This is a genomic window from Massilia sp. YIM B02443 (genome assembly GCF_030411955.1).
In the GTDB taxonomy this organism is placed as follows: Bacteria; Pseudomonadota; Gammaproteobacteria; order Burkholderiales; family Burkholderiaceae_D; genus Telluria.
Genome location: NZ_JASNRA010000020.1, coordinates 37,756 through 58,130 on the forward strand (window position 1 = coordinate 37,756; position 20,375 = coordinate 58,130).

The following is a 20,375-nucleotide window of genomic DNA, read 5'->3' on the forward strand; positions in this document are numbered from 1 at the left end:
ATTGCGCACGGGCTTATAGCGCCGCCAGCCGCTCCAGCGCCACCTGCAAGGTCTCATCGCGCTTGGCAAAACAGAACCGCACGACGCCCGACTCCTTCGGCTGTCCGTAGAATGCCGACACTGGAATTGCCGCTACTTTCACTTCGCGCGTCAGCCATTTGGCAAATTCCGCTTCCGGCAGGTCCGAGATCGCTCCATAGCGCACGCACTGGAAATAGGTGCCGTCCGCCGGCAGCAGCTCGAAGCGGCTGCCGGCCAGGCCGGCGCGGAACAGGTCGCGCTTGTTCTGGTAGAACGCAGGCAGGTCGCGCCACGGCGCCGGGTCGGCCATGTAGGCGGCGATCCCGTGCTGCATCGGCGCGTTGACGCTGAAGACGTTGTACTGGTGGACCTTGCGGAACTCCACCGTCAACGCCGCCGGCGCCGCCACGTAGCCGACCTTCCAGCCGGTCACGTGATAGGTTTTGCCGAAGCTCGAGACCACGAAGGCGCGCTCTGCCAGCAGCGGGTGCGAGGACGCCGACGCATGCGGCTGGCCGTCGAACACCATGTGCTCATAGACCTCGTCGGACAGCACCAGAATCCGGGTGCCGTCGACGATCGCGGCCAGCGCATCGAGGTCGGCGCGGCGCAGGATGCTGCCGGTCGGGTTGTGCGGCGTGTTGATGACCACCATGCGCGTGCGCGCCGTGACGGCGGCGGCAACCTCGTCCCACGGCACGCCGTAGCCACCTTCGCCGACGCGCATCGCCACCGGCACCACCACGCCGCCTGCCAGGGTCACCGCCGGCGCGTAGCAGTCGTAGGCCGGCTCGATGACGATCACTTCGTCGCCCGGATGCACGGCGCACAGGATCGCGGTCATGATGCCCTGGCTGGCGCCGGCAGTGACGGTGATCTCCGCGGCGCTGTCGTAGCAGTGGCCGTACAGCGCCGCGATCTTGGCGGCGACCGCTTCGCGCAGGACCGGGGCGCCAGTCATCGGCGGATACTGGTTATGCCCGGCGTGCATCGCTTCGGTCACGAAGTCGACCAGCTTCGGGTCGCAATGGAAGTCGGGGAAGCCCTGGCCCAGGTTGACGGCGCCGTGTTCGATGGCGAGCTGGGACATCTGCGTGAACACGGTGGTGCCGACAGCGGGCAGGCGCGAGGCGATGCGTGGAGTGGTCATGGTCGAAGGTCTGCGATGGGCAATGGAGAACTTCTCATTCTAACGTGCCGGCGGCGCGCGCCTTCAGCCATGCCTCGGGCAGCATGATGCGGAACAGCCCGGCCTGAGACGTCTTGCGGTTCAGCTTGAGCAGGGCTTTATCTTTGCTGATCAAGACCGTGGCGCCGGCGTCGCGCGCCAGTTCCATGAATTTCTGGTCGTCGCGGTCGGTGCATACGGGCAGGCGCACGTGTTTTGGATCGGGCGCGACCAGCTGCAGCAGGGCGTCGAAACGGGCAGCGGCTTGTGCCCGGCGCTCCTCATCGAGCGGCAGGTGCGGATACTTCAGCACGGCCAGGTATTCGTCGCGGCAGTCGGCGCGGGTCAGCGCCAGCACCTCGCCGCGCTCGATCGCGGCGAGCAGCTCGGCCCAGCGCGGATCGTGGAAGACGAACAGGTCGAGCAGCACATTGGTGTCGATGACGATGGGTTTGGCGGAAGCGGGTATCATGTCGGTTGTTTATTCGTAGAAATTTTTTGTCTGCTCTTTTCGTTTGCCCATGCTGATTGTCCTGTCGCCCGCCAAGTCCCTCGATCTCGAGTCCCCCAGCTCCACCGAACACCATACCAACCCGGAATTCATCGAGCACGCCGCCGAGCTGATCGACGTGCTGCGCGGCTATTCGCCGGCCGGCATCGGCGAACTGATGAAACTGTCGGACGCGCTGTCCGTGCTCAACGTCGGCCGCTACGCCCACTGGCAACCCGATCACAGCGAAGCGCGCCAGGCCGTCATGTCGTTCAACGGCGACGTATATGCCGGCTTCGACGCCCGTTCGCTCGATGCGGCGGCGATCGACTATACGCAGGCGCGGGTGCGCATCCTGTCCGGGCTGTACGGTCTGCTGCGTCCGCTGGACCGCATGCATCCGTACCGGCTCGAGATGGGCACCAGGCTAACGAATGCGCGCGGCAAGGACCTGTATGCGTTCTGGGGCGAGATCGTCACGGATGCGCTCAACCGGCAACTTGCCGCGACCGGGTCGACGGCGCTGGTGAACCTGGCGTCTGAAGAGTACTTCAAATCGGTCAAGCCCAGGCTGCTCGATGCGCCGGTGATCAATCCCGTATTCGAGGACTGGAAGGGCGGCAAGTACAAGATCATTTCGTTCTACGCCAAGCGGGCACGCGGCCTGATGGCGCGTTATGCAGCGGCGAACGGGATCACGGATCCGGAAGGACTGAAGGAGTTCGACGTGGACGGGTATGTGTTCGAGCCGAACTTGTCGAGCGAGTCGGATTGGGTGTTCAGGCGCCGCGTCGAGGTGTAAGCGTTACGGCTGTTCACGCCAAACCCGGGTTCTTCGCGCAGGCGCGAACCCGGGTTCGCACCGTAGCCTGAAACCTCGGGCTACGGACGCGAGCTTACTCCACCGCATCCTTCGGCGACGGCTTCGGCCCGCTCTTGGCCCAGAACTTCCACCACGGCGCCTCACGCGACGCATTCGGATTCAGGAAGCGGCTGTTCGGATAGTTCATGGTGAACACGCGCTGGGTATCGTCGCGCAGCAGCGGCTGGCCGAGCTTGTCATACGAACGCATCATGATGAACAGCGCTTCCTCGCGCGCCGGGGCGTCGGTGTAGTTGGTCACCGCTTCCTGGGCGCGGTTCAGCGCTGCCAGGTAGGCGCCGCGGCGATAGTAGTAGTTCGCCACGTGCACTTCGTACTGCGCCATCGCGTTGATCAGGTAGCTCATGCGCGCGATCGAGTCCGGCGCGTATTTGCTGTTCGGGAACTTGTCGACCAGGACCTTGAACGCGGTGAAGGCTTCGCGGGTGGCGCGCGGGTCGCGCTCGGTCGGATCCTGTTCGTAGATGAAGCTGAAGAAGCCCAGCTGGTCATTGAAGTTGATCAGGCCGCGCAGGTAGTACATGTAGTCGACCTGGGCGTGGTTCGGGTGCAGCTTGATGAAGCGTTCGACCGCGGCCAGCGCCTCGGCCTGGTCCTGCGACTTGTAATGGGCGTAGGCGATCTCCATCTGCGCCTGGGCAGCGTAGGTACCGAACGGATAGTTGGATTCGAGCCGCTCGAACAATTTGATCGCGGCTTCGTAGTGCCCGCCGGCCATCTCCTCGCGCGCCTCAGCGTATAATTTCTCCGCCGACCAGTTTTTGGTTTCGTCGCCGGCTTTCGGCAAGATACTGCATGCCGACAGACCGACGAAGGCGCAAGTTGCGACCAACACAGACAATTTTTTTTGCATAGCGTTTTGCAAGAAAGTTTTACCTAGATTCAACGAACGGCTGATTATAGCCGATGGGACTGACGTGATATTAACTCCTGCGCCGGATTCGGCGGAACACCTTGAAGACAATGACTTGGACGACGAGCTGGAGGCGGGGTTCACCGCCCCGTCCGGCATCGATTTGTCCCCCATCACCCTTGCGCTGAACGAGGAACACTGCGGCCAGCGCCTGGACAAGGTGGTCGCCACCCTGGTGCCGCAATTCTCGCGCAGCCGCCTGCAGCTGTGGTTCGAAAGCGGCCACATCACCGTCGACGGCAAGCCGGCGCGCGGCAAGGACACGGCCTACGGCGATGAGGCCATCGTCATCGCACCGCAAGCCGCGCCCGAAGACACCGCCTTCACGCCGGAAGCGATCGCGCTCGACATCGTCTACGAGGACGACGACATCATCGTCATCAACAAGCCGGCCGGCCTGGTCGTGCATCCGGGCGCCGGCAACTGGACCGGCACGCTGCTCAACGGCCTGCTGCACCATTGCCCGCAACTGGTGGGCGTGCCGCGCGCCGGCATCGTGCACCGCCTGGACAAGGATACCAGCGGCCTGATGGTGGTGGGCAAGACCCTGGCCGCGCAGACCGACCTGGTGCGCCAGCTGCAGGCGCGCACCGTCAAGCGCGAGTACTTCGCGCTGGTGTGGGGCACGCCGCGCGCCTCGGGCACGATCGACAGCCCGATGGGACGCGATGCGAAAGACCGCGTCAAGATGGCGGTCTCGAGCAGCCCGTTCGCCAAGCCGGCGATCACCCACTACGAGCGCGTCGCCACCGGCGAACTGGATCGCCGTCCGGTGTCGCTGGTGCGCTGCCGCCTGGAAACAGGCCGCACTCACCAGATCCGCGTGCACATGCAGTCGCTCGGCTTCTCGCTGGTGGGCGATGCGGTGTACGGCAAGCGCCACCTGACGCCGGTGTTCCACCGCCAGGCGCTGCAGGCGCGCCGCCTCGGCCTGGTCCATCCGGGCACGGGCGAGGATTGCGAATGGACCGTGCCGCTGGCCGACGACTTCGCCGAGCTGATCGCCAAGGCCGGCATCGACGAGCCGCAGGATGGCGACGTCCAGGGCGAGTTCGACGATGACGACGACGGCGACGTCGTGGTCGAATACCGCGCATGAGCGAACGGGAACTTGCCGCGGCGGACCTGGTCTGGCCTGACTGGCCCGACCTGCCGGCGGGCGTCGGCGCGCTGGCCACCAGCCGCGACGGCGGCGTCAGCGTCGGTCCCTACGACGATGGCAAGGGCGGCGGCGGCCTGAATCTCGGGCTGCACGTGCAGGACGACGCGGACAGCGTGCGTGCCAACCGCGCGCGTTTGCAGGCGTTTGTGCCCGGCGTTCCGGCCTGGATCGCCCAGGTGCATGGCGCCGCCGTGGTCGATGCGGCGACCGTTGGTCCCGGCCAGCCTGCCCGTACCGGCGACGCCAGCATCGCCACGACCCCTGGCGTGGTGTGCGCGATTCTGACCGCCGATTGCCTGCCGGTGCTGTTCGCGGACCTCGACGGCGAGGTGGTGGGCGCGGCCCACGCCGGCTGGCGCGGCCTGGCCGGCGGCGTGCTGGGCCAGACCGTGGCGGCGATGCGCGCCGCGGGCGCGGGCGAGATCACGGCGTGGATGGGGCCGGCCATCGGTCCCGAGGCCTTCGAAGTGGGAGCGGACGTGATCGAGGCGTTCATGGAGGCGCTGCCCGGCGCCGCCACGCGCGCCTGCTTCACCGACTATCCCGATCGTCCCGGTAAGTACCTGGCCGACATGTTCACGCTGGCGCGCCTGATGCTGGCGCGCGACGGCGTGACGCGCGTGCATGGCGGCGGCATGTGTACCGCCAGCGCGCCCGAGCGCTTCTATTCGTATCGGCGCGATGGCATCACCGGCCGCCAGGCCAGCCTGATCTGGCTGAAATAAGTCCGGCGGCGGCGCTTGCCCGACGCCGCAGCGGCGCTTCTCACGGCGCTGCCGCGAACCGATCAAAACCCCGCGGCGACTTCATTGACGATTTCACGAAGCCAGCGCTGCGACGCGTTGGCGTCGTTGCGCCGGTGCCAGATCATGTGGAAGCTGATCGCCGGCAGGGGGAGCGGCGGCGGGAACATCATCAGGTCGCCGGCGTGCGCCGAATGCAGTGCGACCCGGCGCAGCAGCGTGGCCGCCAGATCGGTATCGCGTAGCAGAGCCGGCACGGCGAACATCTGTGGCAGCGTTACCTGCACGCTGCGCTGCAGGCCACGATCGGCCAGCGCCTGGTCGACCACCCCGTGGCGGTTGCCTTCCGGCGATACCAGCACGTGGCGCATGCGCAGAAAGGCTTCCAGATCGAGCATGCGGCGCGCCGGCCTGGCGTCGCGCCGTACCAGCGTCACGAATTCGTCGCTCAGGATCTGGCGGCTCATGATGCGGCTTTCCTGCACGCTTGGGGCAACGCCGATGGCGAGATCGATCTTGCCGGCATCGAGTAATGCGACGGCATCGTCGCGCGCGACAAACGTGTGCACATCGATCTCGGCGCCCGGCGCCTTGCGCGTCAGCGCCGCGAGCAAGCTGGGCAGCAGGATGAAGGCCGGGTAGTCGGACACTCCCAGCTTGAAGCGCAGCGCCGCCGTGCCGGGGTCGAAATGACCGGCCGGGGCGAGCAGCGACGCAATCTGTTGCAAGGCGCGCCCGACCGGTTCGGCCAGTTCGTTGGCGCGCGGCGTCGGCAGCAGTCCCGCCGAGCTGCGCTGGAACAGGCGGTCGCCGAACAGGGTGCGCAAGCGGCCCAGGGCCGCGCTCATGGCCGGCTGGCTGACGTTCATGCGCGCGGCGGCGCGCGTGACGTTACGTTCCTGCATCAGTGCGTCAAAAGCAGCGAGCAGATTCAGATCGGCCCCATTAAAATCCATATTTTGTATATTGCCGTATTCGTGGTATTTGTTGGACGAATTCTATACTGCTTTCATAATCTTTCCCATGCACCGGACGATCCGGTGCCTCACAGGAAAGATGGTATGCATTCAGAAGATTTTCATGACCACAACGGCCGCTTGGCCGTCGAGCGCCGCGCCGTGCAGCGCCTGTACGACGCCTTCAGTACCCAGGATCCCGACCTGATCGACGACGCGGTCACGCCGGATTGGCAGGACATTCCGCTGGCGCCAGGGAAGGGCACGGGGCCGGACGGCATGAAGCCGGTCATCCGCAGCGTCATCGCCGCATTTCCCGACGTGCGCATCGTCATCCACGATCTGCTGCAGCTGCCCGGGAAGATTGCCGTGCGTGGCGAAATCACCGGCACCCATCGGGGCGAACTGTTCGGTATAGCGCCCACCGGCAAGGCGGTGAGTTTTCGCATCCATGAATTCCATGCGCTCGACGGAAACCGCATCACGACCACCTGGCATATGGAAGACTGGTTCAGCCTCTTCCTCCAGCTCGGCCGCTTTCCCGCCATCTGACCCGGCAAGGAGCCAACCATGCAAGCAGCAATGATTCAACGGTTTGGGCCGCATGCGGAGGTCGCGATCGAGCAGGCCGCACTGCCCGTGCCTGGCGCGCAAGAGGTGGTCGTGCGGATCGAGGCAGCCGCCGTCAATCCGCTCGACGTCAAGATCGTCGCCGGCCATATGGGCCAGGTCTTCCCGGCCGAATTGCCGTACACCCCGGGATGCGACTTCAGCGGCGTCGTGACGGCGGCCGGGCCGCTCGCCGGCAGCGTCAAGGTCGGCGACCGGGTCGCCGGGCGCAGCGATCCGGTGCGTGGCGGCGCGTTCGCGCAAGCCATCGTGGCGCACCCCGATGCGCTGGTCGTCATCCCGAGCGCCATGAGTTACGAGCAGGCAGCAGCCTTGCCCAGCGCCTTCGGCAGCGCGCACCATGCGCTGTTCGATGTTGCCGCCCTGCGGGCTGGCCAGCGCGTGCTGATCCATGCCGGGGCGGGCGGTGTGGGCAGTTTCGCGATCCAGCTGGCCAGCCAGGCCGGCGCCCGCGTCAGCGCGACCGCCTCGGCCGCCAACCTGGGCCTGCTGAGGGAGCTGGGCGCGGACGACGCGATCGACTACCGCGCCGACGACTTCACGCGCCTGCCGGCGTTCGACGTGATCCTCGACACCGTGGGCGGCGCCACGCTCGAGCGCTCATGGCAGGTGCTGCGTCAGGGCGGCATCCTGGCAAGCCTGGTCGACTTCACCATCGCGCCGCGCGACGGCCGCCGCGGCACGTCCGTGTTCTTTACGGAAGCGACGGCGGCGCTGAAGCAGGCGGTCGCGCTGTTTGGCGCAGGCAAACTGGAGATCGTCATCGACTCGCTCTACGCCTTCGACGAGACGGGCGCTGCCCTGGCCAAGGTCGCCTCGGGCCACGCGCGCGGCAAGGTGGTGATCCGCATTATGCGCTGAATGGATGACGCGACGGGCCGCCTGCGGATCACGGCCGCGTCGCTGTTGCGTTCCTGTCACTGCGGCCGGCGCGCGCCGGGACACCGTCCCGGGTTGCGTTCATTCACCATCCGCCCCGCGCTTGCCGGAGCGACGCCGGCGGTCGCGGCGGCGTCTTGCGCCCGAAATGTAAAAAAGAAGAGATAATGGCAGGGCACAATAGAACAAGAAGGTCATGACGCCGCCCACCACGGTCGGCTCGGTCGCCGCCATCAGCACGACGACATAGATCCAGGCGATGGCGACGATCCACATGACTATCCTTTCTGGTGATTAGACGAGACCCTGACAACGGATGCCCACATGAACATGCCTGACCCGCAAGCTTTCGCCGCCAACTGGCTGTCCCAGTTCACCGATCCTTCGGCCTGGCAGGGCTGGATCAACATGATGCCGACGGTGCCCGGCATGCCAGCCATGCCGGCAATGCCAGCCATGCCGGCGGTCGGCAACATGGCCCCGATGCTCGACTTCCTGAAGAACGCCGGCGCCGGTATCGCGCCGGGCAAGCTGGAAGCGATCCGCGACGATTATCTCAAAAAGGGCGCCCGGCTGTGGCAGGAGTTTATCTCTGGCAAAACGCCCGAACTGCACGACAAGCGTTTCTCGGCCTCCGAGTGGACCAGCAATCCGATGTCCGCTTTTTCCGCCGCGTCCTACCTGTTGAACTCCGAATTCTTGCTGGCCATGGCCGATGCGGTCGAGGCCGGGGCGCGCGAAAAGCAGAAGATCCGCTTCACGGTGCAGCAGATGGTCGATGCCATGTCGCCCGCCAATTTCTTCGCCACGAATCCGGAAGCGCAGAAGAAGATGATCGAGACCAAGGGCGAGAGTCTGACCAAGGGCCTGTCGAACATGCTGGCCGACCTGCAGAAGGGCCGCATTTCGCAGTCGGACGAATCGGCGTTCGAGGTCGGCGTCAACGTCGGCGCCACACCGGGCCAGGTGGTGTACGAGAACGCGCTGTTCCAGCTGATCCAGTACACCCCGACGACGCCGAACGTGCGCACGGTGCCGCTGGTGATGATTCCGCCGTGCATCAACAAGTTCTACATCCTCGACCTGCAGCCGGAAAATTCCCTGGTGCGCTACGTGGTAGAGCAGGGCAATACCGTATTCATGGTCTCGTGGCGCAACCCCGGCCGCGAACTGGGCAATCTGACATGGGACGACTACGTCGAGCAAGGCGCGATCCGCGCGCTCGACGTCGTGGGCGAGATCACCGGCCAGGACAAGGCCCACGTGTTCGGCTTCTGCGTTGGCGGCACCATCGCCGCTACCGCACTGGCAGTGCTGGCCGAACGCGGCCGCCATCCGGCCGCCAGCCTCTCGCTGCTGACCACGCTGCTCGACTTCTCCGACACCGGCGTGCTCGAAGTATTCGTCGATGAAACCCAGGTGGCGCTGCGCGAGCAGCATCTGGGCGCGGGCGGCCTGATGCCGGGCCGCGACCTGGCCACCACCTTCTCGGCGCTGCGTCCGAACGATCTGGTGTGGAACTACGTGCAGCAGAACTACCTCAAGGGCAAGGAACCGCCGGCCTTCGACCTGCTGTACTGGAACGCCGACAGCACCAACCTGCCGGGGCCGATGTTCTGCTGGTACCTGCGCAATACCTACCTGGAAAACAAGCTGAAGGTGCCGGGCGCGCTCACCGTCTGCGGCGTGCCGGTCGACCTCGGCAACATTGAGGCGCCGGTGTTCATCTATGGCTCGAAGGAAGACCATATCGTGCCGTGGCAGGCGGCGTATGCCTCGATGGGTCTGCTCAATCCGAAGAACCCGAGGGCGAATCGCTTCGTGCTGGGCGCTTCGGGCCATATCGCCGGCGTGATCAACCCGGCCTCGAAGAACAAGCGCAGCTACTGGGTCAACGACGGCGCCGCCAAAGGCAAGGGCAAGGCGAAAGTGAAGAGCGACCTCGAGTGGTTAGATGGCGCGACCGAGAACAAGGGCAGCTGGTGGCCGGAGTGGGCCAGATTCCTGGCCGAGCACGGCGGCGCCGAAATGGCCGCGCCGGCCCAGGGCAGCGAGCGCTACCGGCCGTTGGAGCCGGCGCCAGGACGTTACGTCAAGGCGCGCGGCGATTGAGCAGCGAATGCGTGTCGACCTGACTTGTTGATAAAAAGTATAGATTAGTGATAAAACCGATAATTGCTGCACCTGCGTGGATTGCATGGTATGGTGCTCGGTGTCCGGCTGCTGACTTGATGGAACGTCCAGCGGCAGGCCGGACAGGAGATAAACCGGCGCTTGAGTGAACATCGTCCGGTGAACATAATCATAAGTGCGTGGAGACGAGGGCGCCTGCCCCGGACGCCGCGGCGCAACCAATGGAACGAGAGATGAGCAGTGTGAAGAAAAGTACGGAACGCCTGATCAAGAAGTATCCCAACCGTCGCCTGTACGACACCCAGACCAGTTCTTACATCACTCTTTCCGACGTCAAACAGCTGGTGCTCGACGCCGACGAGTTCACGGTGGTCGACGCCAAGACCGGCGAAGACCTGACCCGCAGCATCCTGCTGCAGATCATCCTGGAAGAAGAAGCCAACGGCATCCCGATGTTCTCGAGCTCGGTGCTGGCGCAGATCATCCGCTACTACGGCCACGCGATGCAGGGCATGATGGGCTCGTACCTGGAAAAGAACGTGCAAGCCTTCACCGACATCCAGAACAAGTTCACCAGCGGCGCCGCCGGCGCGCTGGAAGGCAAGCCGTTCAGTCCCGAGATGTGGACCCAGTTCATGAACGTCCAGGGCCCGATGATGCAGGGCATGATGAACAACTACATCGACCAGAGCAAGAACCTGTTCATGCAGATGCAGGAGCAGATGCAGAACCAGAGCAAGGCGATGTTCGGGGCGTTTCCTTTTCCGGGGATGACGCCGCCGCCGACGGACAAGAAGTAAACGTGCACCGAACCCGTCCCCCGTTCGCGTGGGGGCGGCGGGTCAAAATGACGTTCGGGCCAGGCGATAGCGCGCTGCAAGCAACAGTCGGCCCCCTCGCTCCCACCGCTTCACCACGTTCCTGTACAATCGCGGATTGCCCAAATCATTTGTCGTCCGCCCATGCACGAACTTCGTCGTAACCCTTCCGCCAACAACAGCAGCATCGCCGCAGCCGCCGCAGCCCCCGCCGTGATCATCCCGGCGCCGGCCCCGGGCAGCGTGGCGCCGAAAGTCGGCTTCGTTTCGCTCGGCTGCCCGAAGGCGCTGGTCGATTCGGAACAGATCCTGACCCAGCTGCGCGCCGAAGGCTACCAGACCGCCAAGTCCTACGACGGCGCCGACCTGGTGATCGTCAACACCTGCGGCTTCATCGACGCCGCCGTGCAGGAGTCGCTCGACGCCATCGGTGAAGCGCTGGCCGAGAACGGCAAGGTGATCGTCACCGGCTGCCTGGGCGCCAAGAAAGACGCCGCGGGCGACGACATCATCACCAAGGTGCACCCGAAGGTGCTGGCCGTGACCGGCCCGCACGCGGTGACCGAGGTGATGGAATCGGTGCACCTGCACCTGCCCAAGCCGCACGACCCGTTCGTCGACCTGGTGCCGGACCACGGCGTCAAGCTCACGCCCAAGCACTACGCCTACCTGAAGATTTCCGAAGGCTGCAACCACCGCTGCAGCTTCTGCATCATCCCGTCGATGCGCGGCGACCTGGTGTCGCGCCGCATCGATGAAGTGCTGGTCGAGGCCGAGAACCTGTTCAAGGCCGGCGTCAAGGAACTGCTGGTGATCTCGCAGGACACCAGCGCCTATGGCGTCGACGTCAAGTTCCGCACCGGTTTCTGGAACGGCCGTCCGGTGAAGACCCACATGACGCAGCTGGTCGAGATGCTGGGCCAGCTGGCGCGCCAGTACGATGCCTGGGTGCGCCTGCACTACGTGTATCCTTACCCGCACGTCGACCAGATCATCCCGCTGATGGGCGACGGCCACGTGCTGCCTTACCTCGACATCCCGATGCAGCACGCGCATCCGGACGTCCTGAAGCGCATGAAGCGCCCGGCCAGCGGCGAGAAGAACCTGGACCGCATCCTCAACTGGCGCCGCATGAATCCGGACCTGACCATTCGCTCGACGTTCATTGCCGGCTTCCCGGGCGAGACCGAGGCCGAGTTCGAATACCTGCTCGACTTCCTGCGCGAAGCGCAGATCGACCGCCTGGGCTGCTTCGCCTATTCGCCGGTCGAAGGCGCCACCGCCAACCTGCTGGACAATCCGGTGCCGGAAGCGGTGCGCGAAGAACGCCGCGCGCGCGTGATGCTGCTGCAAGAGGAAATCTCGGCCAAGCGCCTGCAGGCCAAGGTCGGCAAGACGTTGCGCGTGCTGGTCGACGAAGTCGGCGCGCGCGAAGCGATCGGCCGCTCGAGCGCGGACGCGCCGGAAATCGACGGCGTGGTGCACATCAAGCGTCCGCTGGTGCCGGGCAAGCAGAAGATCGCGGTCGGCCAGTTCCTCGACGTGACCATCACGCATGCCGACGCCCACGACCTGTGGGCCTCGCCGCTGTAAGCGTTTTTTACCCAAGCCCGGCGCCATGACCAAGAAGTCGATCCAGACCACCCTGATCCACAGCGACTACGTCGCACCGCCGGGCTTCGATGCCTTCCCGCCCGGGATCCACCATGCGTCGACGGTGCTGTTCCCGAACGTGGCGGCGATGCGCTCGACCGAGTGGAAGGACAAAGAGGCGTACACCTACGGCCTGCACGGCACCCCGACCACCTTCGCGCTGGAAGGCAAGCTGGCCGAGATCGAGGGCGGCAGCCACTGCCTGCTGACGCCGTCCGGCCTGGCCGCGATCGCGATGATCGACTTCGCGCTGCTCAAGAGCGGCGACGACGTGCTGCTGCCGGATAACGTCTACAACCCGAACCGCGAACTGGGCCGCTGGCTGACCCAGGATTTCGGCGTCAGCGCGCGCTTTTACGACCCGATGATCGGGGCCGGCATCGCCGAACTGATCCAGCCGAACACGAAGCTGATCTGGACCGAGTCGCCCGGCTCGGTGTCGATGGAAGTGCCGGACCTGCCGGCGCTGTGCCGCGCCGCGAAAGAGCGCGGCGTGCTGGTCGCGCTGGACAACACCTGGTCGGCCGGGCTGGCGCTGCGCGGCTTCGAGCTGGGCGTGGACATCATCATGCACGCGCTGACCAAGTACCAGTCGGGCGGCGCCGACCTGTTGATGGGCGCCGTGATCACGCGCGACCGTGCGCTCAACGACCGTATCGCCCAGGCGCACATGCGATTGGGGATGGGTGTCGGCGCCGACGACGCCTACCTGGTGCAGCGCGGGCTGCCGACCATGAAGCTGCGCTTCGAGCGTCACGACGCCAGCGCGCGCGAAGTGGCCGCCTGGTTCAAGGCGCGGCTGGAAGTGAGCAAGGTGCTGCATCCGGCGTTCGAGGATTGCCCGGGACACGCGCACTGGAAGCGCGATTTCACCGGCGCCGGCGGCCTGTTCTCGGTGGTGTTCAATGCGCGTTACAGCGAAGAGCAGGTCGACCGCCTGGTCGATGCCTTGGCGCTGTTCGGGATCGGCTACAGCTGGGGCGGGCCGAACAGCCTGGTGATGCCGTACCGGATCAAGACCATGCGCCGGCAGTGGGATGGCGGGGTGCTGGTGCGCTTCAATATCGGGCTGGAAGATCCGGCCGACCTGATCGCGGATCTGGAGCGGGCGTTCGGCCAGCTTGGATGAAAGAATGGGGCCGGCGACCCCATTTTTTTGTGTGTGCTGCTTGTTTGCCTGCTTACACCGGCATTGCCCGGTTGCTGTTCAGGTCGAGGAAGCCGCGCACCAGACGGTAGGCCTTCCATACCCAGACCACGAACCACAACAGCCACGCGACCGGAATCAGGATCAGCGTAATCCACATCACGCCGCCCACGGCCATCCAGACCGCGTACCACCAGAACGAACGGATCATCCAGGTGTGATGGCTATGCACCATCGTGCCCGCGGTTTCCGGTCGTTTGACGTAGTTGACGATCACCGGAATGATCGACAGCAGGCCGAGCGAAAAGAAGAAGGTCAGCGCATGGATGATGTACAGGATGCGCGCCCAGTGCTTGGCGTCTTCGACGCCGCGTTCCATAACCAGTTCTTGCGACATGATGGCTCCTTTATGCGGGGCAGTTCCGCGAAATCGCTTGATTTGTTGCCATTGTAGCAGCGCCTCCGGGCAGCCTGGCGCGCGCCGTGACCGCCTGCTTCAGCGCACCTGCTGCTGTACCCAGGCCACCAGCCGTCCGGCATCCATGGCGCCGGCCTGGCGCGCGATCTCGCGCCCGCCCCTGAACAAGGCAATGGTCGGGATGCTGCGGATCGCGAAGCGCGCCGCCAGGTCTTGCGAGCGTTCGGTATCGACCTTCAACAGGCGCAGGGCCGGCTCCAGCCGGCCGGCAGCCTGGGCATAGGCCGGCGCCATCATCTTGCACGGGCCGCACCATTCGGCCCAGAAGTCGACCAGCACCGGGATGTCGTTGCGCGATACGTGCCGCTCGAAGCGCGCGCTGTCGACGTCCAGCGGGCGGCCACTGAACAGGGCGTTGGCGCATTTGCCGCAGGTGGGCGCATCCTGCAGGCGCGCCTGCGGCAGGCGGTTGACGGCGTCGCAGTGCGGGCAGACGATGTGGAGCGGCTCGGTCATGGGGATCCTCCTTGCATGTTCAACGACGTGTTTCCGATGGCGTGATTGTAATCGGCGTGCGCGGAGCGCGTCGCCGCCCCAGCCATGCGACGCGTCGGCGCCGACTTTCGTAGAATTGTAGAAACGATACGATCTTCGAGCCAGCGATGTCAGAGACACCCTTTACAGCGGACAGAATCCGCAGCGACGCCCATGGTGACAGCGGCAGCGGCAGCACCGGCAGCCTGCTGGTCGGCTGCGCCGGCTGGAGCCTGCCGAAAGCCTGCGCCGACGCCTTCCCCGTGGAAGGCAGCCACCTCGAGCGCTACGCCGCCGTGTTCCCGACCGTGGAAATCAATTCCTCGTTCTACCGGCCACACAAACCCGAGACCTATGCGCGCTGGGCAGACAGCGTGCCCGCCGACTTCCGCTTCGCAGTGAAAGTACCGCGCGCCATCACCCATGACGCGCGCCTGGTCGACGTCGACGCACTGCTGGACCGGTTCCAGGGCGAGGCCGGCATGCTGGGGGAAAAGCTCGGCTGCCTGCTGGTGCAACTGCCGCCGCGCTTCGGCTTTGTCGACGCCCCGGCGCACGCTTTCTTTGACAATCTGCGTGCGCGCTTCGGCGTCACCATCGCCTTCGAGGCGCGCCACCCGAGCTGGTTCTCGGAACCCGCCAGCGCGCTGCTGCGCGAATCCGGCGTGGTGCGCGTGATCGCCGACCCGGCCGCTGGCCAGCCGGGCGAACACGAGCCGACCAGCGACGAGGCTGTCTACGTGCGCCTGCATGGCGCGCCGCGCATCTATTATTCGCGCTATCCGCGCGAGGAGATCGACGCCTGGCGTGCCGGGCTCGAGGCGCAGGCGGCAGCCGGCCGCACCGTCTGGTGCGTGTTCGATAACACGGCTGAAGGCGCGTCGGTGCCGAACGCGCTCGAGCTGATGGGCAAGGGCGGCTGCGCCCCGGTCGCGTCGGAGCATTGACGCACGGACAGCGTGCGCATGCCGGTCATGAATATGCCAAGCTGCCGCTCATCATGGTGACCGCGACCTTCCGCTTCCATCAGGCGTTGAACAACTTCCTGCCGCGCGAGCGGCGCGAGCGCAGCTTCGCGGCCGAGTGCGCGCGCCGGGCCACGACCAAGCACATGATCGAGGCGCTCGGCGTGCCGCATACCGAGGTCGAGGCGGTGCTGGTGAACGGTGAACCGAGCGGCTTCGAGCGCATCCTGGCCGAGGGCGACCATGTCGATGCCTACGCGCGCTTTGCGCAGGCGGGAGAAACCGGTGGCGCGCTGCCCGCACGGCCGCGCGAACGCATGCGCTTCGTCGCCGATTCGCACCTGGGCGGCCTGGCGCGCCTGCTGCGCATGGCCGGCTACGACACGCTGTACGACAACCATTATCACGACGATGAGGTCGAGGCGCTGGCCACGGACGACGACCGCATCGTGCTGACGCGCGACCGCGAATTGTTGAAGCGCCGCGGCATCGTGCACGGCTGCTACGTCCACGCGCTCGATCCCGAGCAGCAGCTGGGCGAGCTGTTCGCGCGGCTCGGGCTGGCCCCGGGTGCGCGGCCGTTCTCTCTGTGCCTGCACTGCAATCTGCCGCTGCGCGCGGTGGACAAGGCGAGCATTCTGGAGCGCCTGCCGGAATCGGTGCGCGTGCTGCACGACAGCTTCACCACCTGCGACAGCTGTGGGCGGGTCTACTGGAAAGGCTCGCACACCAAACGCATGGCGGCGTTGCTCGACGCTGTTGCCGGCGCGCAGCCGCCGCCATCCGACGCCGTGGCCGGGGTAGAATCGTCGGACGACACCGACCTCCCTGGACGCGCGTGAATACTCCCGTTTTGCCTTCACCACTGCCGGCCGACTTGCCGCTGCGCGTCGAATGCCCGCCCGGCGCCTGCGTCTGCGAGCGCGAGCGACTGCTGGCCGATCCGCAGGCGGACATGCGCCCGCTGCTGCTGACGCGCCAGCAGGAACAGAAGCTGATCGAACGCATCGAGCGGGTCGACAGCTATGCCGACCTGCAGCACGTGCAGGGACTGATCCGCAAGAACCTTGGCGCCGAGCTGCGCATCCTGCCGGGGCCGAACGAGGTGCGCACCGTGCGCGGCATCGTGATCGTGCTCGAGGAACGACCGGGCTTGTGCAAGAAGGTGCGCCAGTCGGTGCCGGCGGCGGTACGGCGGCGCCTGGCCGAGCGGCTCGACATCGCCTACGCCATTCTTGACGCCCACGACCTGTTCGGGGCGTCCTAGGGTTTCTGGCGTTTTTGCACGCGGATCGCTTGGCTCTTATACAATCGTTGTCAGTGCGGTGATCGCCGCCTGTGAACCACCGCGTTCGGCCATCGGCCAAGCGCTGCATTTTTGGAGAAACGAGATGTCGGGCTACAGCATCAATATCGAAGAAAAAACGCTCGCTGGAAACAACTTCCGCGAAGTCCTCTACACCACCCAGCGCAGCCAGCTGGTGATCATGACCCTGCAGCCGGGCGACGAAATCGGCGTCGAGCGCCACGAAGGCCACGACCAGTTCATCCGCGTCGAAGCGGGCGAGGGCGTGGCGCTGCTGGACGGCGAAGAGCACAAGCTGGAAGACGGCGTCGCGGTCGTGATCCCGGCCGGCACCGAACACAACGTCATCAACACCTCGAAGACCGAACCGATGCGCCTGTACACGCTGTACACGCCGCCGGAGCATCCGGATGGCATCGTGCATGCGACCAAGGCCGAGGCGGACGAGTACGAGCGTCAGCACCGGCATTGATCCAGTGTGATAGCAGCTGGCGGTTAATCCAACGCCAGCGCAAAAACGTCATCCCCGCGAAGGCGGGGATCCAGGTTTTCCTGGCGAACCGACCACGGTTATCGTTGGCCGCTACGCGAAAGAATTGGATCCCCGCCTTCGCGGGGATGACGTCTTTTTTTTTGGGGGGGTAACACTCGGGTCGAGGTTGGCGTCCACCACAGCCTACGCGGACGACCTTCCACCGACCAGCACCACAAGAATCACGCGCTCAGCGACGATACGGGAACCGCGTCCCAATACTGCCGCCCCAGCCCCGATGGCGATGCCCACCCCAGCCGCGGCCGAAGTCGAAGCCGAGTCCGATCGAGATCGGCGGATACCAATAGTTCGGCTCCTGCACATAGACCGGTTGCGGTACGTACACTGGCTGCTGCACATACACCGGCGTCTGCTGCACAATCACCGGCTGCGATGTGATCGGCGTTGAATAGGTCACGTTCGGCGACATGGCCGGGCTGCTCGCCGAGGCCTGGCCGGCGGCGGCGTGCTGGGCTCCGGTCCCGATCGGCACCGGCGTCACGGACACCACGCGCCACTGGCTCGGATCGCCCGGCTGGGCGTAGGCAGTATTCACATAATTCGGGCCCGGCGTGGCGCAACCGGTCAGTGCGGCAAGCGCGCCCAGCGACACAATAACGATGGCAAATTTCTTCATGACGGTCCTCCTGATCCAGCCATGATACGAATTTCCGTGCAACCGTGGTCAGGAATTACACCTCGTTACACAGTGCCGCTCAGCAGCGCCGCCAACGGCGCCAGCGGCACCGCCGCCGCCAGCGCCTCGTACCCGGCGTCGTTCGGATGCAGGTGGTCGCCGCTGTCGTAGGCGGCGCGCAGCCGTTGCGGGGCGCCGGCATCGCGCAGCGCCAGGTCGATATCGGCCAGAAGATCGAACGGCGCCGCGCTGCGCATCCAGGCATTCACCGCCTGCCGCACCGCCTCGCGCGCCGGCGTGTAATAGACGAAGCCGGAGAAGGGCGGCAGCGTCGCCCCCATCACCGGCAAGCCGTGCAGGCGGGTGCGCTCGATCAGCTGGCGGTAGCCGGCGATCAGGGCGTCGGCCGGCAGCGGCGCCGAGGCCGGGCTGTAGACGATGTCGTTGATGCCGATGAGCAGGGCCAGCCCGGCCACGCCGGCGGTGGCCAGCACGTCGCGGTCGAAGCGCTCCAGCAGGTCGTTGCCGGCCACCATGGCGGACTCGGTATCGGCCAGCATGCGGTTGGCGCTGATGCCGCGATTGACCACGGCGATGCGGCCATTGCTCAGCTCAGCCTGCAGCCGGCGCGCCAGATAATCGGGCCAGCGGCGGTTGGCGCCCGAGGTGCTGCCGACGCCGTCGGTGACCGAATCGCCCGCCGCCACCAGCACCGGCGCGCCGGCGTCGACGTCGACCTCGGTCAGGAAGGGCCAGGAGGCGAACGAACGCTGCACCGGCAGGCTGGCGCTGGCCGTATGGTCGCCCGTCGTGGAGACATAGTTTGCCTGGTAGGCGGCGTTGTGGATCGTGGAAGCCTGCACCGTGCCCGGAAAATAGATGCTGACGGCCAGGTCGGCGAACGGCGCCACTGCCAGCGCCACCGGGTCGGACACGGCCGGCGCCCCGGCGGGAATCGTGATGGCGCGGCTGCCGCCAAAGCTCAGTGGCAGATTGGCGCCGACCACGGCGCCGCCGGACCGCACCCCGATGGCGGCGCCGCCTACACGCAGGTCGGTGCTGCCGCGCTCGTTCGACAGGCGGATGCGCACCCGGCTGCCGCCGACCGAGGCGCGCACGATCAGGCGCAGGGTCTGGTTGCTGAAGCTCTGGGTCGAGGCCGCCGGCGGCGGGCCGGCCGGGGCGCAGCCCCAGGTGGCAGACCAGCGCTGGACCGCGCGCGCCTGCGCCGGCGGCGAAGCGGCGCCGGCCAGCGCAGCCGCCAGCGCCGGGGCGCCGAGCAGCAGACGCCGCCTTCCCGCGTCGATGCCGGCCCGGCGATGGGAAGACGAAGTGGAAGCGCGGAAAGCCGGGAAAATCATGGCGGGCTCCTGTCGATGGCGTTCGGCCGCAGTACGGCCGCACATCAACGATAGCCCAGCGCGACGCGCGCGCGACAGCCGGCGCGCACGGGGCTTGCGCCAGCTCGATCCTGCACTAGAAGCGCAAAAACGCGGGAACTTGTCGGCGCCGCGCGATCACGAAAGAATGTTCAGCAGGCCGTCCAGGCCCGAGAAGTTCAGCGCCACATCGGCCTGCTCGCGCACCACCGGCTTGGCGCGGAACGCCACCGACAGTCCGGACACGCTCATCATCTTGAGGTCGTTGGCGCCGTCGCCCATCACGATCGCCTGGGCAGGGGCGATGCCCAGTTCGGCGCACACCCGCTCGACGGTGCGCTTCTTTTCCTCGGCGTCGACGATGCCGCCCAGCACGCGGCCGGTCAGCTTGCCGTCGACCACTTCCAGCGTATTGGCGTGGGTATGATCCAGCCCCAGGCGCGGCTTGAGGCGGTCGGTGAAGAAGGTGAAGCCGCCCGACACCAGCAGCGTCTTGAGGCCGGCCGCCTGCACCGCCCTCAGCATCGCTTCGCCGCCCATCGAAATCCGCAGCCGCTCGTCGTAGACGCGCTGCAGCGCGCTGGCGTCCAGCCCTTCGAGCAGGGCCACGCGCCGGGTCAGGCTCTCGGAGAAATCGAGTTCGCCGCGCATCGCCGCCTCGGTGATCGCCGCCACCTGCGGTTTCAGGCCCTGCATGTCGGCGATCTCGTCGATGCACTCGATGGTGATCAGGGTCGAGTCCATGTCCATCGCCACCAGCCTGAAGTCGGCCAGCGTGCGGCCGGCCGCGATGAAGGTGGCGTCGACCCCGGCCGCGAACGCGGCTGCGTCCAGTTCTGCCTTGAGCACCGGGTCGAAGGTCACGCCGTCGACGCGCAGTGCGTGGCCGCCGAGCGCCGTGAGGCCCTGCGCCGGGCCGGCCAGGCGCGCCAGGCGCTCGAGGGTTGCGTGGTCGGCCTGCGGCCCCTGAAGCACCAGGTTCGTGGTCATGGTTCGATTCAAAAAAAG

General features: G+C 66.1%; 23 protein-coding genes. 13 read left to right on the top strand and 10 right to left on the bottom strand.

From position 1 onward, the window contains the following. Positions 1 to 13: 13 nt before the first annotated feature. Entirely contained in the window at positions 14 to 1,171 is a 1,158-nt protein-coding gene (locus QPK27_RS18875) for a pyridoxal phosphate-dependent aminotransferase (protein ID WP_290419715.1), read from the bottom strand. A gap of 34 nt (positions 1,172 to 1,205) precedes the next feature. Further along, on the bottom strand, positions 1,206 to 1,661 hold the full coding sequence (locus QPK27_RS18880; RefSeq protein ID WP_290419716.1) for a putative toxin-antitoxin system toxin component, PIN family: 456 nt from the start codon (positions 1,659 to 1,661) through the stop codon (positions 1,206 to 1,208). A 49-nt stretch (positions 1,662 to 1,710) separates the two neighbouring features. Between QPK27_RS18880 and yaaA the strand changes: the two genes are divergently transcribed. Next, on the top strand, positions 1,711 to 2,481 hold the full coding sequence (gene yaaA / locus QPK27_RS18885; RefSeq protein ID WP_290419717.1) for a peroxide stress protein YaaA: 771 nt from the start codon (positions 1,711 to 1,713) through the stop codon (positions 2,479 to 2,481). Positions 2,482 to 2,575: 94 nt separating this feature from the next. Here yaaA and QPK27_RS18890 read toward each other — a convergent pair whose 3' ends face one another. Beyond that, entirely contained in the window at positions 2,576 to 3,415 is an 840-nt protein-coding gene (locus tag QPK27_RS18890; RefSeq protein WP_290419718.1) for an outer membrane protein assembly factor BamD, read from the bottom strand. A gap of 115 nt (positions 3,416 to 3,530) precedes the next feature. On the opposite strand from QPK27_RS18890, the gene QPK27_RS18895 reads away from it, so the two are divergent. Both QPK27_RS18895 and pgeF read left to right on the top strand, forming a co-directional pair. Further along, a complete protein-coding gene (locus tag QPK27_RS18895) occupies positions 3,531 to 4,574 on the top strand; it encodes an RluA family pseudouridine synthase (RefSeq protein ID WP_290419719.1) in 1,044 nt (347 codons plus the stop codon). Then, positions 4,571 to 5,362 (top strand): peptidoglycan editing factor PgeF, encoded by a 792-nt coding sequence (gene pgeF / locus QPK27_RS18900; RefSeq protein WP_290419720.1) that lies wholly within the window; start codon positions 4,571 to 4,573, stop codon positions 5,360 to 5,362. The genes QPK27_RS18895 and pgeF overlap by 4 nt, the downstream gene beginning before the upstream one ends. Before the next feature lie 62 nt (positions 5,363 to 5,424). On the opposite strand, the gene QPK27_RS18905 is transcribed toward pgeF, so the two are convergent. Further along, positions 5,425 to 6,336, bottom strand: coding sequence for a LysR family transcriptional regulator (locus QPK27_RS18905; protein WP_290419721.1), 912 nt, complete (start codon positions 6,334 to 6,336; stop codon positions 5,425 to 5,427). 105 nt (positions 6,337 to 6,441) lie between these two features. Here QPK27_RS18905 and QPK27_RS18910 point away from each other — a divergent pair, with 105 nt between their 5' ends. Together QPK27_RS18910 and QPK27_RS18915 are read left to right on the top strand one after the other, a co-directional pair. Continuing rightward, positions 6,442 to 6,888 carry an ester cyclase gene (locus QPK27_RS18910; protein ID WP_290419722.1) on the top strand — a complete coding sequence of 149 codons (447 nt, stop codon included), beginning with the start codon at positions 6,442 to 6,444 and terminating at the stop codon, positions 6,886 to 6,888. Between the two features lie 18 nt (positions 6,889 to 6,906). Next, positions 6,907 to 7,827: an NADP-dependent oxidoreductase gene (locus tag QPK27_RS18915; RefSeq protein ID WP_290419723.1), complete on the top strand. Its 921-nt coding sequence runs from the start codon at positions 6,907 to 6,909 to the stop codon at positions 7,825 to 7,827. A 99-nt stretch (positions 7,828 to 7,926) separates the two neighbouring features. Here the strand turns inward: QPK27_RS18915 and QPK27_RS18920 are convergent, their stop codons facing one another. Further along, entirely contained in the window at positions 7,927 to 8,121 is a 195-nt protein-coding gene (locus QPK27_RS18920; protein ID WP_290419724.1) for a hypothetical protein, read from the bottom strand. 48 nt (positions 8,122 to 8,169) lie between these two features. Between QPK27_RS18920 and phaC the strand changes: the two genes are divergently transcribed. The 4 genes from phaC (at position 8,170) to QPK27_RS18940 (ending at position 13,578) form a co-directional block, all read left to right on the top strand. Continuing rightward, positions 8,170 to 9,957, top strand: a complete 1,788-nt coding sequence (phaC, locus tag QPK27_RS18925; RefSeq protein WP_290419725.1) for a class I poly(R)-hydroxyalkanoic acid synthase — start codon at positions 8,170 to 8,172, stop codon at positions 9,955 to 9,957. Between the two features lie 254 nt (positions 9,958 to 10,211). Next, positions 10,212 to 10,778, top strand: a complete 567-nt coding sequence (phaR, locus tag QPK27_RS18930) for a polyhydroxyalkanoate synthesis repressor PhaR (RefSeq protein ID WP_290419726.1) — start codon at positions 10,212 to 10,214, stop codon at positions 10,776 to 10,778. 162 nt (positions 10,779 to 10,940) lie between these two features. Then, on the top strand, positions 10,941 to 12,389 hold the full coding sequence (gene rimO, locus QPK27_RS18935) for a 30S ribosomal protein S12 methylthiotransferase RimO (RefSeq protein ID WP_290419727.1): 1,449 nt from the start codon (positions 10,941 to 10,943) through the stop codon (positions 12,387 to 12,389). Positions 12,390 to 12,414: 25 nt separating this feature from the next. Then, positions 12,415 to 13,578 carry a cystathionine beta-lyase gene (locus QPK27_RS18940; protein WP_290419728.1) on the top strand — a complete coding sequence of 388 codons (1,164 nt, stop codon included), beginning with the start codon at positions 12,415 to 12,417 and terminating at the stop codon, positions 13,576 to 13,578. A 52-nt stretch (positions 13,579 to 13,630) separates the two neighbouring features. Here QPK27_RS18940 and QPK27_RS18945 read toward each other — a convergent pair whose 3' ends face one another. Both QPK27_RS18945 and trxC read right to left on the bottom strand, forming a co-directional pair. Beyond that, the gene (locus tag QPK27_RS18945; RefSeq protein ID WP_290419729.1) at positions 13,631 to 13,993 is read right to left on the bottom strand and encodes a hypothetical protein; all 363 of its coding nucleotides are present in this window, start codon (positions 13,991 to 13,993) and stop codon (positions 13,631 to 13,633) included. Between the two features lie 99 nt (positions 13,994 to 14,092). Further along, positions 14,093 to 14,530 (bottom strand): thioredoxin TrxC, encoded by a 438-nt coding sequence (gene trxC, locus QPK27_RS18950; RefSeq protein ID WP_290419730.1) that lies wholly within the window; start codon positions 14,528 to 14,530, stop codon positions 14,093 to 14,095. A 146-nt stretch (positions 14,531 to 14,676) separates the two neighbouring features. On the opposite strand from trxC, the gene QPK27_RS18955 reads away from it, so the two are divergent. From QPK27_RS18955 to QPK27_RS18970, 4 genes are all read left to right on the top strand, one after another. Further along, positions 14,677 to 15,495, top strand: a complete 819-nt coding sequence (locus QPK27_RS18955) for a DUF72 domain-containing protein (protein ID WP_290419731.1) — start codon at positions 14,677 to 14,679, stop codon at positions 15,493 to 15,495. A gap of 53 nt (positions 15,496 to 15,548) precedes the next feature. Further along, on the top strand, positions 15,549 to 16,355 hold the full coding sequence (locus QPK27_RS18960; protein ID WP_290419732.1) for a Mut7-C RNAse domain-containing protein: 807 nt from the start codon (positions 15,549 to 15,551) through the stop codon (positions 16,353 to 16,355). Further along, positions 16,352 to 16,780, top strand: a complete 429-nt coding sequence (locus QPK27_RS18965; RefSeq protein ID WP_290419733.1) for a hypothetical protein — start codon at positions 16,352 to 16,354, stop codon at positions 16,778 to 16,780. The genes QPK27_RS18960 and QPK27_RS18965 overlap by 4 nt, the downstream gene beginning before the upstream one ends. A gap of 124 nt (positions 16,781 to 16,904) precedes the next feature. Then, positions 16,905 to 17,291: a cupin domain-containing protein gene (locus QPK27_RS18970; RefSeq protein ID WP_290419734.1), complete on the top strand. Its 387-nt coding sequence runs from the start codon at positions 16,905 to 16,907 to the stop codon at positions 17,289 to 17,291. Between the two features lie 250 nt (positions 17,292 to 17,541). On the opposite strand, the gene QPK27_RS18975 is transcribed toward QPK27_RS18970, so the two are convergent. The 3 genes from QPK27_RS18975 to serB all read right to left on the bottom strand — a co-directional run bounded on the left by QPK27_RS18975 (position 17,542) and on the right by serB (position 20,357). Next, positions 17,542 to 17,988, bottom strand: coding sequence for a hypothetical protein (locus QPK27_RS18975; RefSeq protein WP_290419735.1), 447 nt, complete (start codon positions 17,986 to 17,988; stop codon positions 17,542 to 17,544). 65 nt (positions 17,989 to 18,053) lie between these two features. Beyond that, complete coding sequence (locus QPK27_RS18980; protein WP_290419736.1) at positions 18,054 to 19,349, bottom strand: SGNH/GDSL hydrolase family protein; 1,296 nt, start codon at positions 19,347 to 19,349, stop codon at positions 18,054 to 18,056. A 156-nt stretch (positions 19,350 to 19,505) separates the two neighbouring features. After that, positions 19,506 to 20,357, bottom strand: a complete 852-nt coding sequence (serB, locus tag QPK27_RS18985) for a phosphoserine phosphatase SerB (protein ID WP_290419737.1) — start codon at positions 20,355 to 20,357, stop codon at positions 19,506 to 19,508. Positions 20,358 to 20,375 lie beyond the last annotated feature (18 nt).

What these genes read in the sequence shown, in the direction of transcription:
- QPK27_RS18875 (WP_290419715.1), bottom strand. Translation starts at nt 1,171, where the DNA reads ATGACCACTCCACGCATCGCCTCGCGCCTGCCCGCTGTCGGCACCACC.
- QPK27_RS18880 (WP_290419716.1), bottom strand. Translation starts at nt 1,661, where the DNA reads ATGATACCCGCTTCCGCCAAACCCATCGTCATCGACACCAATGTGCTG.
- yaaA (WP_290419717.1), top strand. Translation starts at nt 1,711, where the DNA reads ATGCTGATTGTCCTGTCGCCCGCCAAGTCCCTCGATCTCGAGTCCCCC.
- QPK27_RS18890 (WP_290419718.1), bottom strand. Translation starts at nt 3,415, where the DNA reads ATGCAAAAAAAATTGTCTGTGTTGGTCGCAACTTGCGCCTTCGTCGGT.
- pgeF (WP_290419720.1), top strand. Translation starts at nt 4,571, where the DNA reads ATGAGCGAACGGGAACTTGCCGCGGCGGACCTGGTCTGGCCTGACTGG.
- QPK27_RS18905 (WP_290419721.1), bottom strand. Translation starts at nt 6,336, where the DNA reads ATGGATTTTAATGGGGCCGATCTGAATCTGCTCGCTGCTTTTGACGCA.
- QPK27_RS18910 (WP_290419722.1), top strand. Translation starts at nt 6,442, where the DNA reads ATGCATTCAGAAGATTTTCATGACCACAACGGCCGCTTGGCCGTCGAG.
- QPK27_RS18915 (WP_290419723.1), top strand. Translation starts at nt 6,907, where the DNA reads ATGCAAGCAGCAATGATTCAACGGTTTGGGCCGCATGCGGAGGTCGCG.
- QPK27_RS18920 (WP_290419724.1), bottom strand. Translation starts at nt 8,121, where the DNA reads ATGTGGATCGTCGCCATCGCCTGGATCTATGTCGTCGTGCTGATGGCG.
- phaC (WP_290419725.1), top strand. Translation starts at nt 8,170, where the DNA reads ATGAACATGCCTGACCCGCAAGCTTTCGCCGCCAACTGGCTGTCCCAG.
- phaR (WP_290419726.1), top strand. Translation starts at nt 10,212, where the DNA reads ATGAGCAGTGTGAAGAAAAGTACGGAACGCCTGATCAAGAAGTATCCC.
- rimO (WP_290419727.1), top strand. Translation starts at nt 10,941, where the DNA reads ATGCACGAACTTCGTCGTAACCCTTCCGCCAACAACAGCAGCATCGCC.
- QPK27_RS18940 (WP_290419728.1), top strand. Translation starts at nt 12,415, where the DNA reads ATGACCAAGAAGTCGATCCAGACCACCCTGATCCACAGCGACTACGTC.
- QPK27_RS18945 (WP_290419729.1), bottom strand. Translation starts at nt 13,993, where the DNA reads ATGTCGCAAGAACTGGTTATGGAACGCGGCGTCGAAGACGCCAAGCAC.
- trxC (WP_290419730.1), bottom strand. Translation starts at nt 14,530, where the DNA reads ATGACCGAGCCGCTCCACATCGTCTGCCCGCACTGCGACGCCGTCAAC.
- QPK27_RS18955 (WP_290419731.1), top strand. Translation starts at nt 14,677, where the DNA reads ATGTCAGAGACACCCTTTACAGCGGACAGAATCCGCAGCGACGCCCAT.
- QPK27_RS18960 (WP_290419732.1), top strand. Translation starts at nt 15,549, where the DNA reads ATGGTGACCGCGACCTTCCGCTTCCATCAGGCGTTGAACAACTTCCTG.
- QPK27_RS18970 (WP_290419734.1), top strand. Translation starts at nt 16,905, where the DNA reads ATGTCGGGCTACAGCATCAATATCGAAGAAAAAACGCTCGCTGGAAAC.
- QPK27_RS18975 (WP_290419735.1), bottom strand. Translation starts at nt 17,988, where the DNA reads ATGAAGAAATTTGCCATCGTTATTGTGTCGCTGGGCGCGCTTGCCGCA.
- QPK27_RS18980 (WP_290419736.1), bottom strand. Translation starts at nt 19,349, where the DNA reads ATGATTTTCCCGGCTTTCCGCGCTTCCACTTCGTCTTCCCATCGCCGG.
- serB (WP_290419737.1), bottom strand. Translation starts at nt 20,357, where the DNA reads ATGACCACGAACCTGGTGCTTCAGGGGCCGCAGGCCGACCACGCAACC.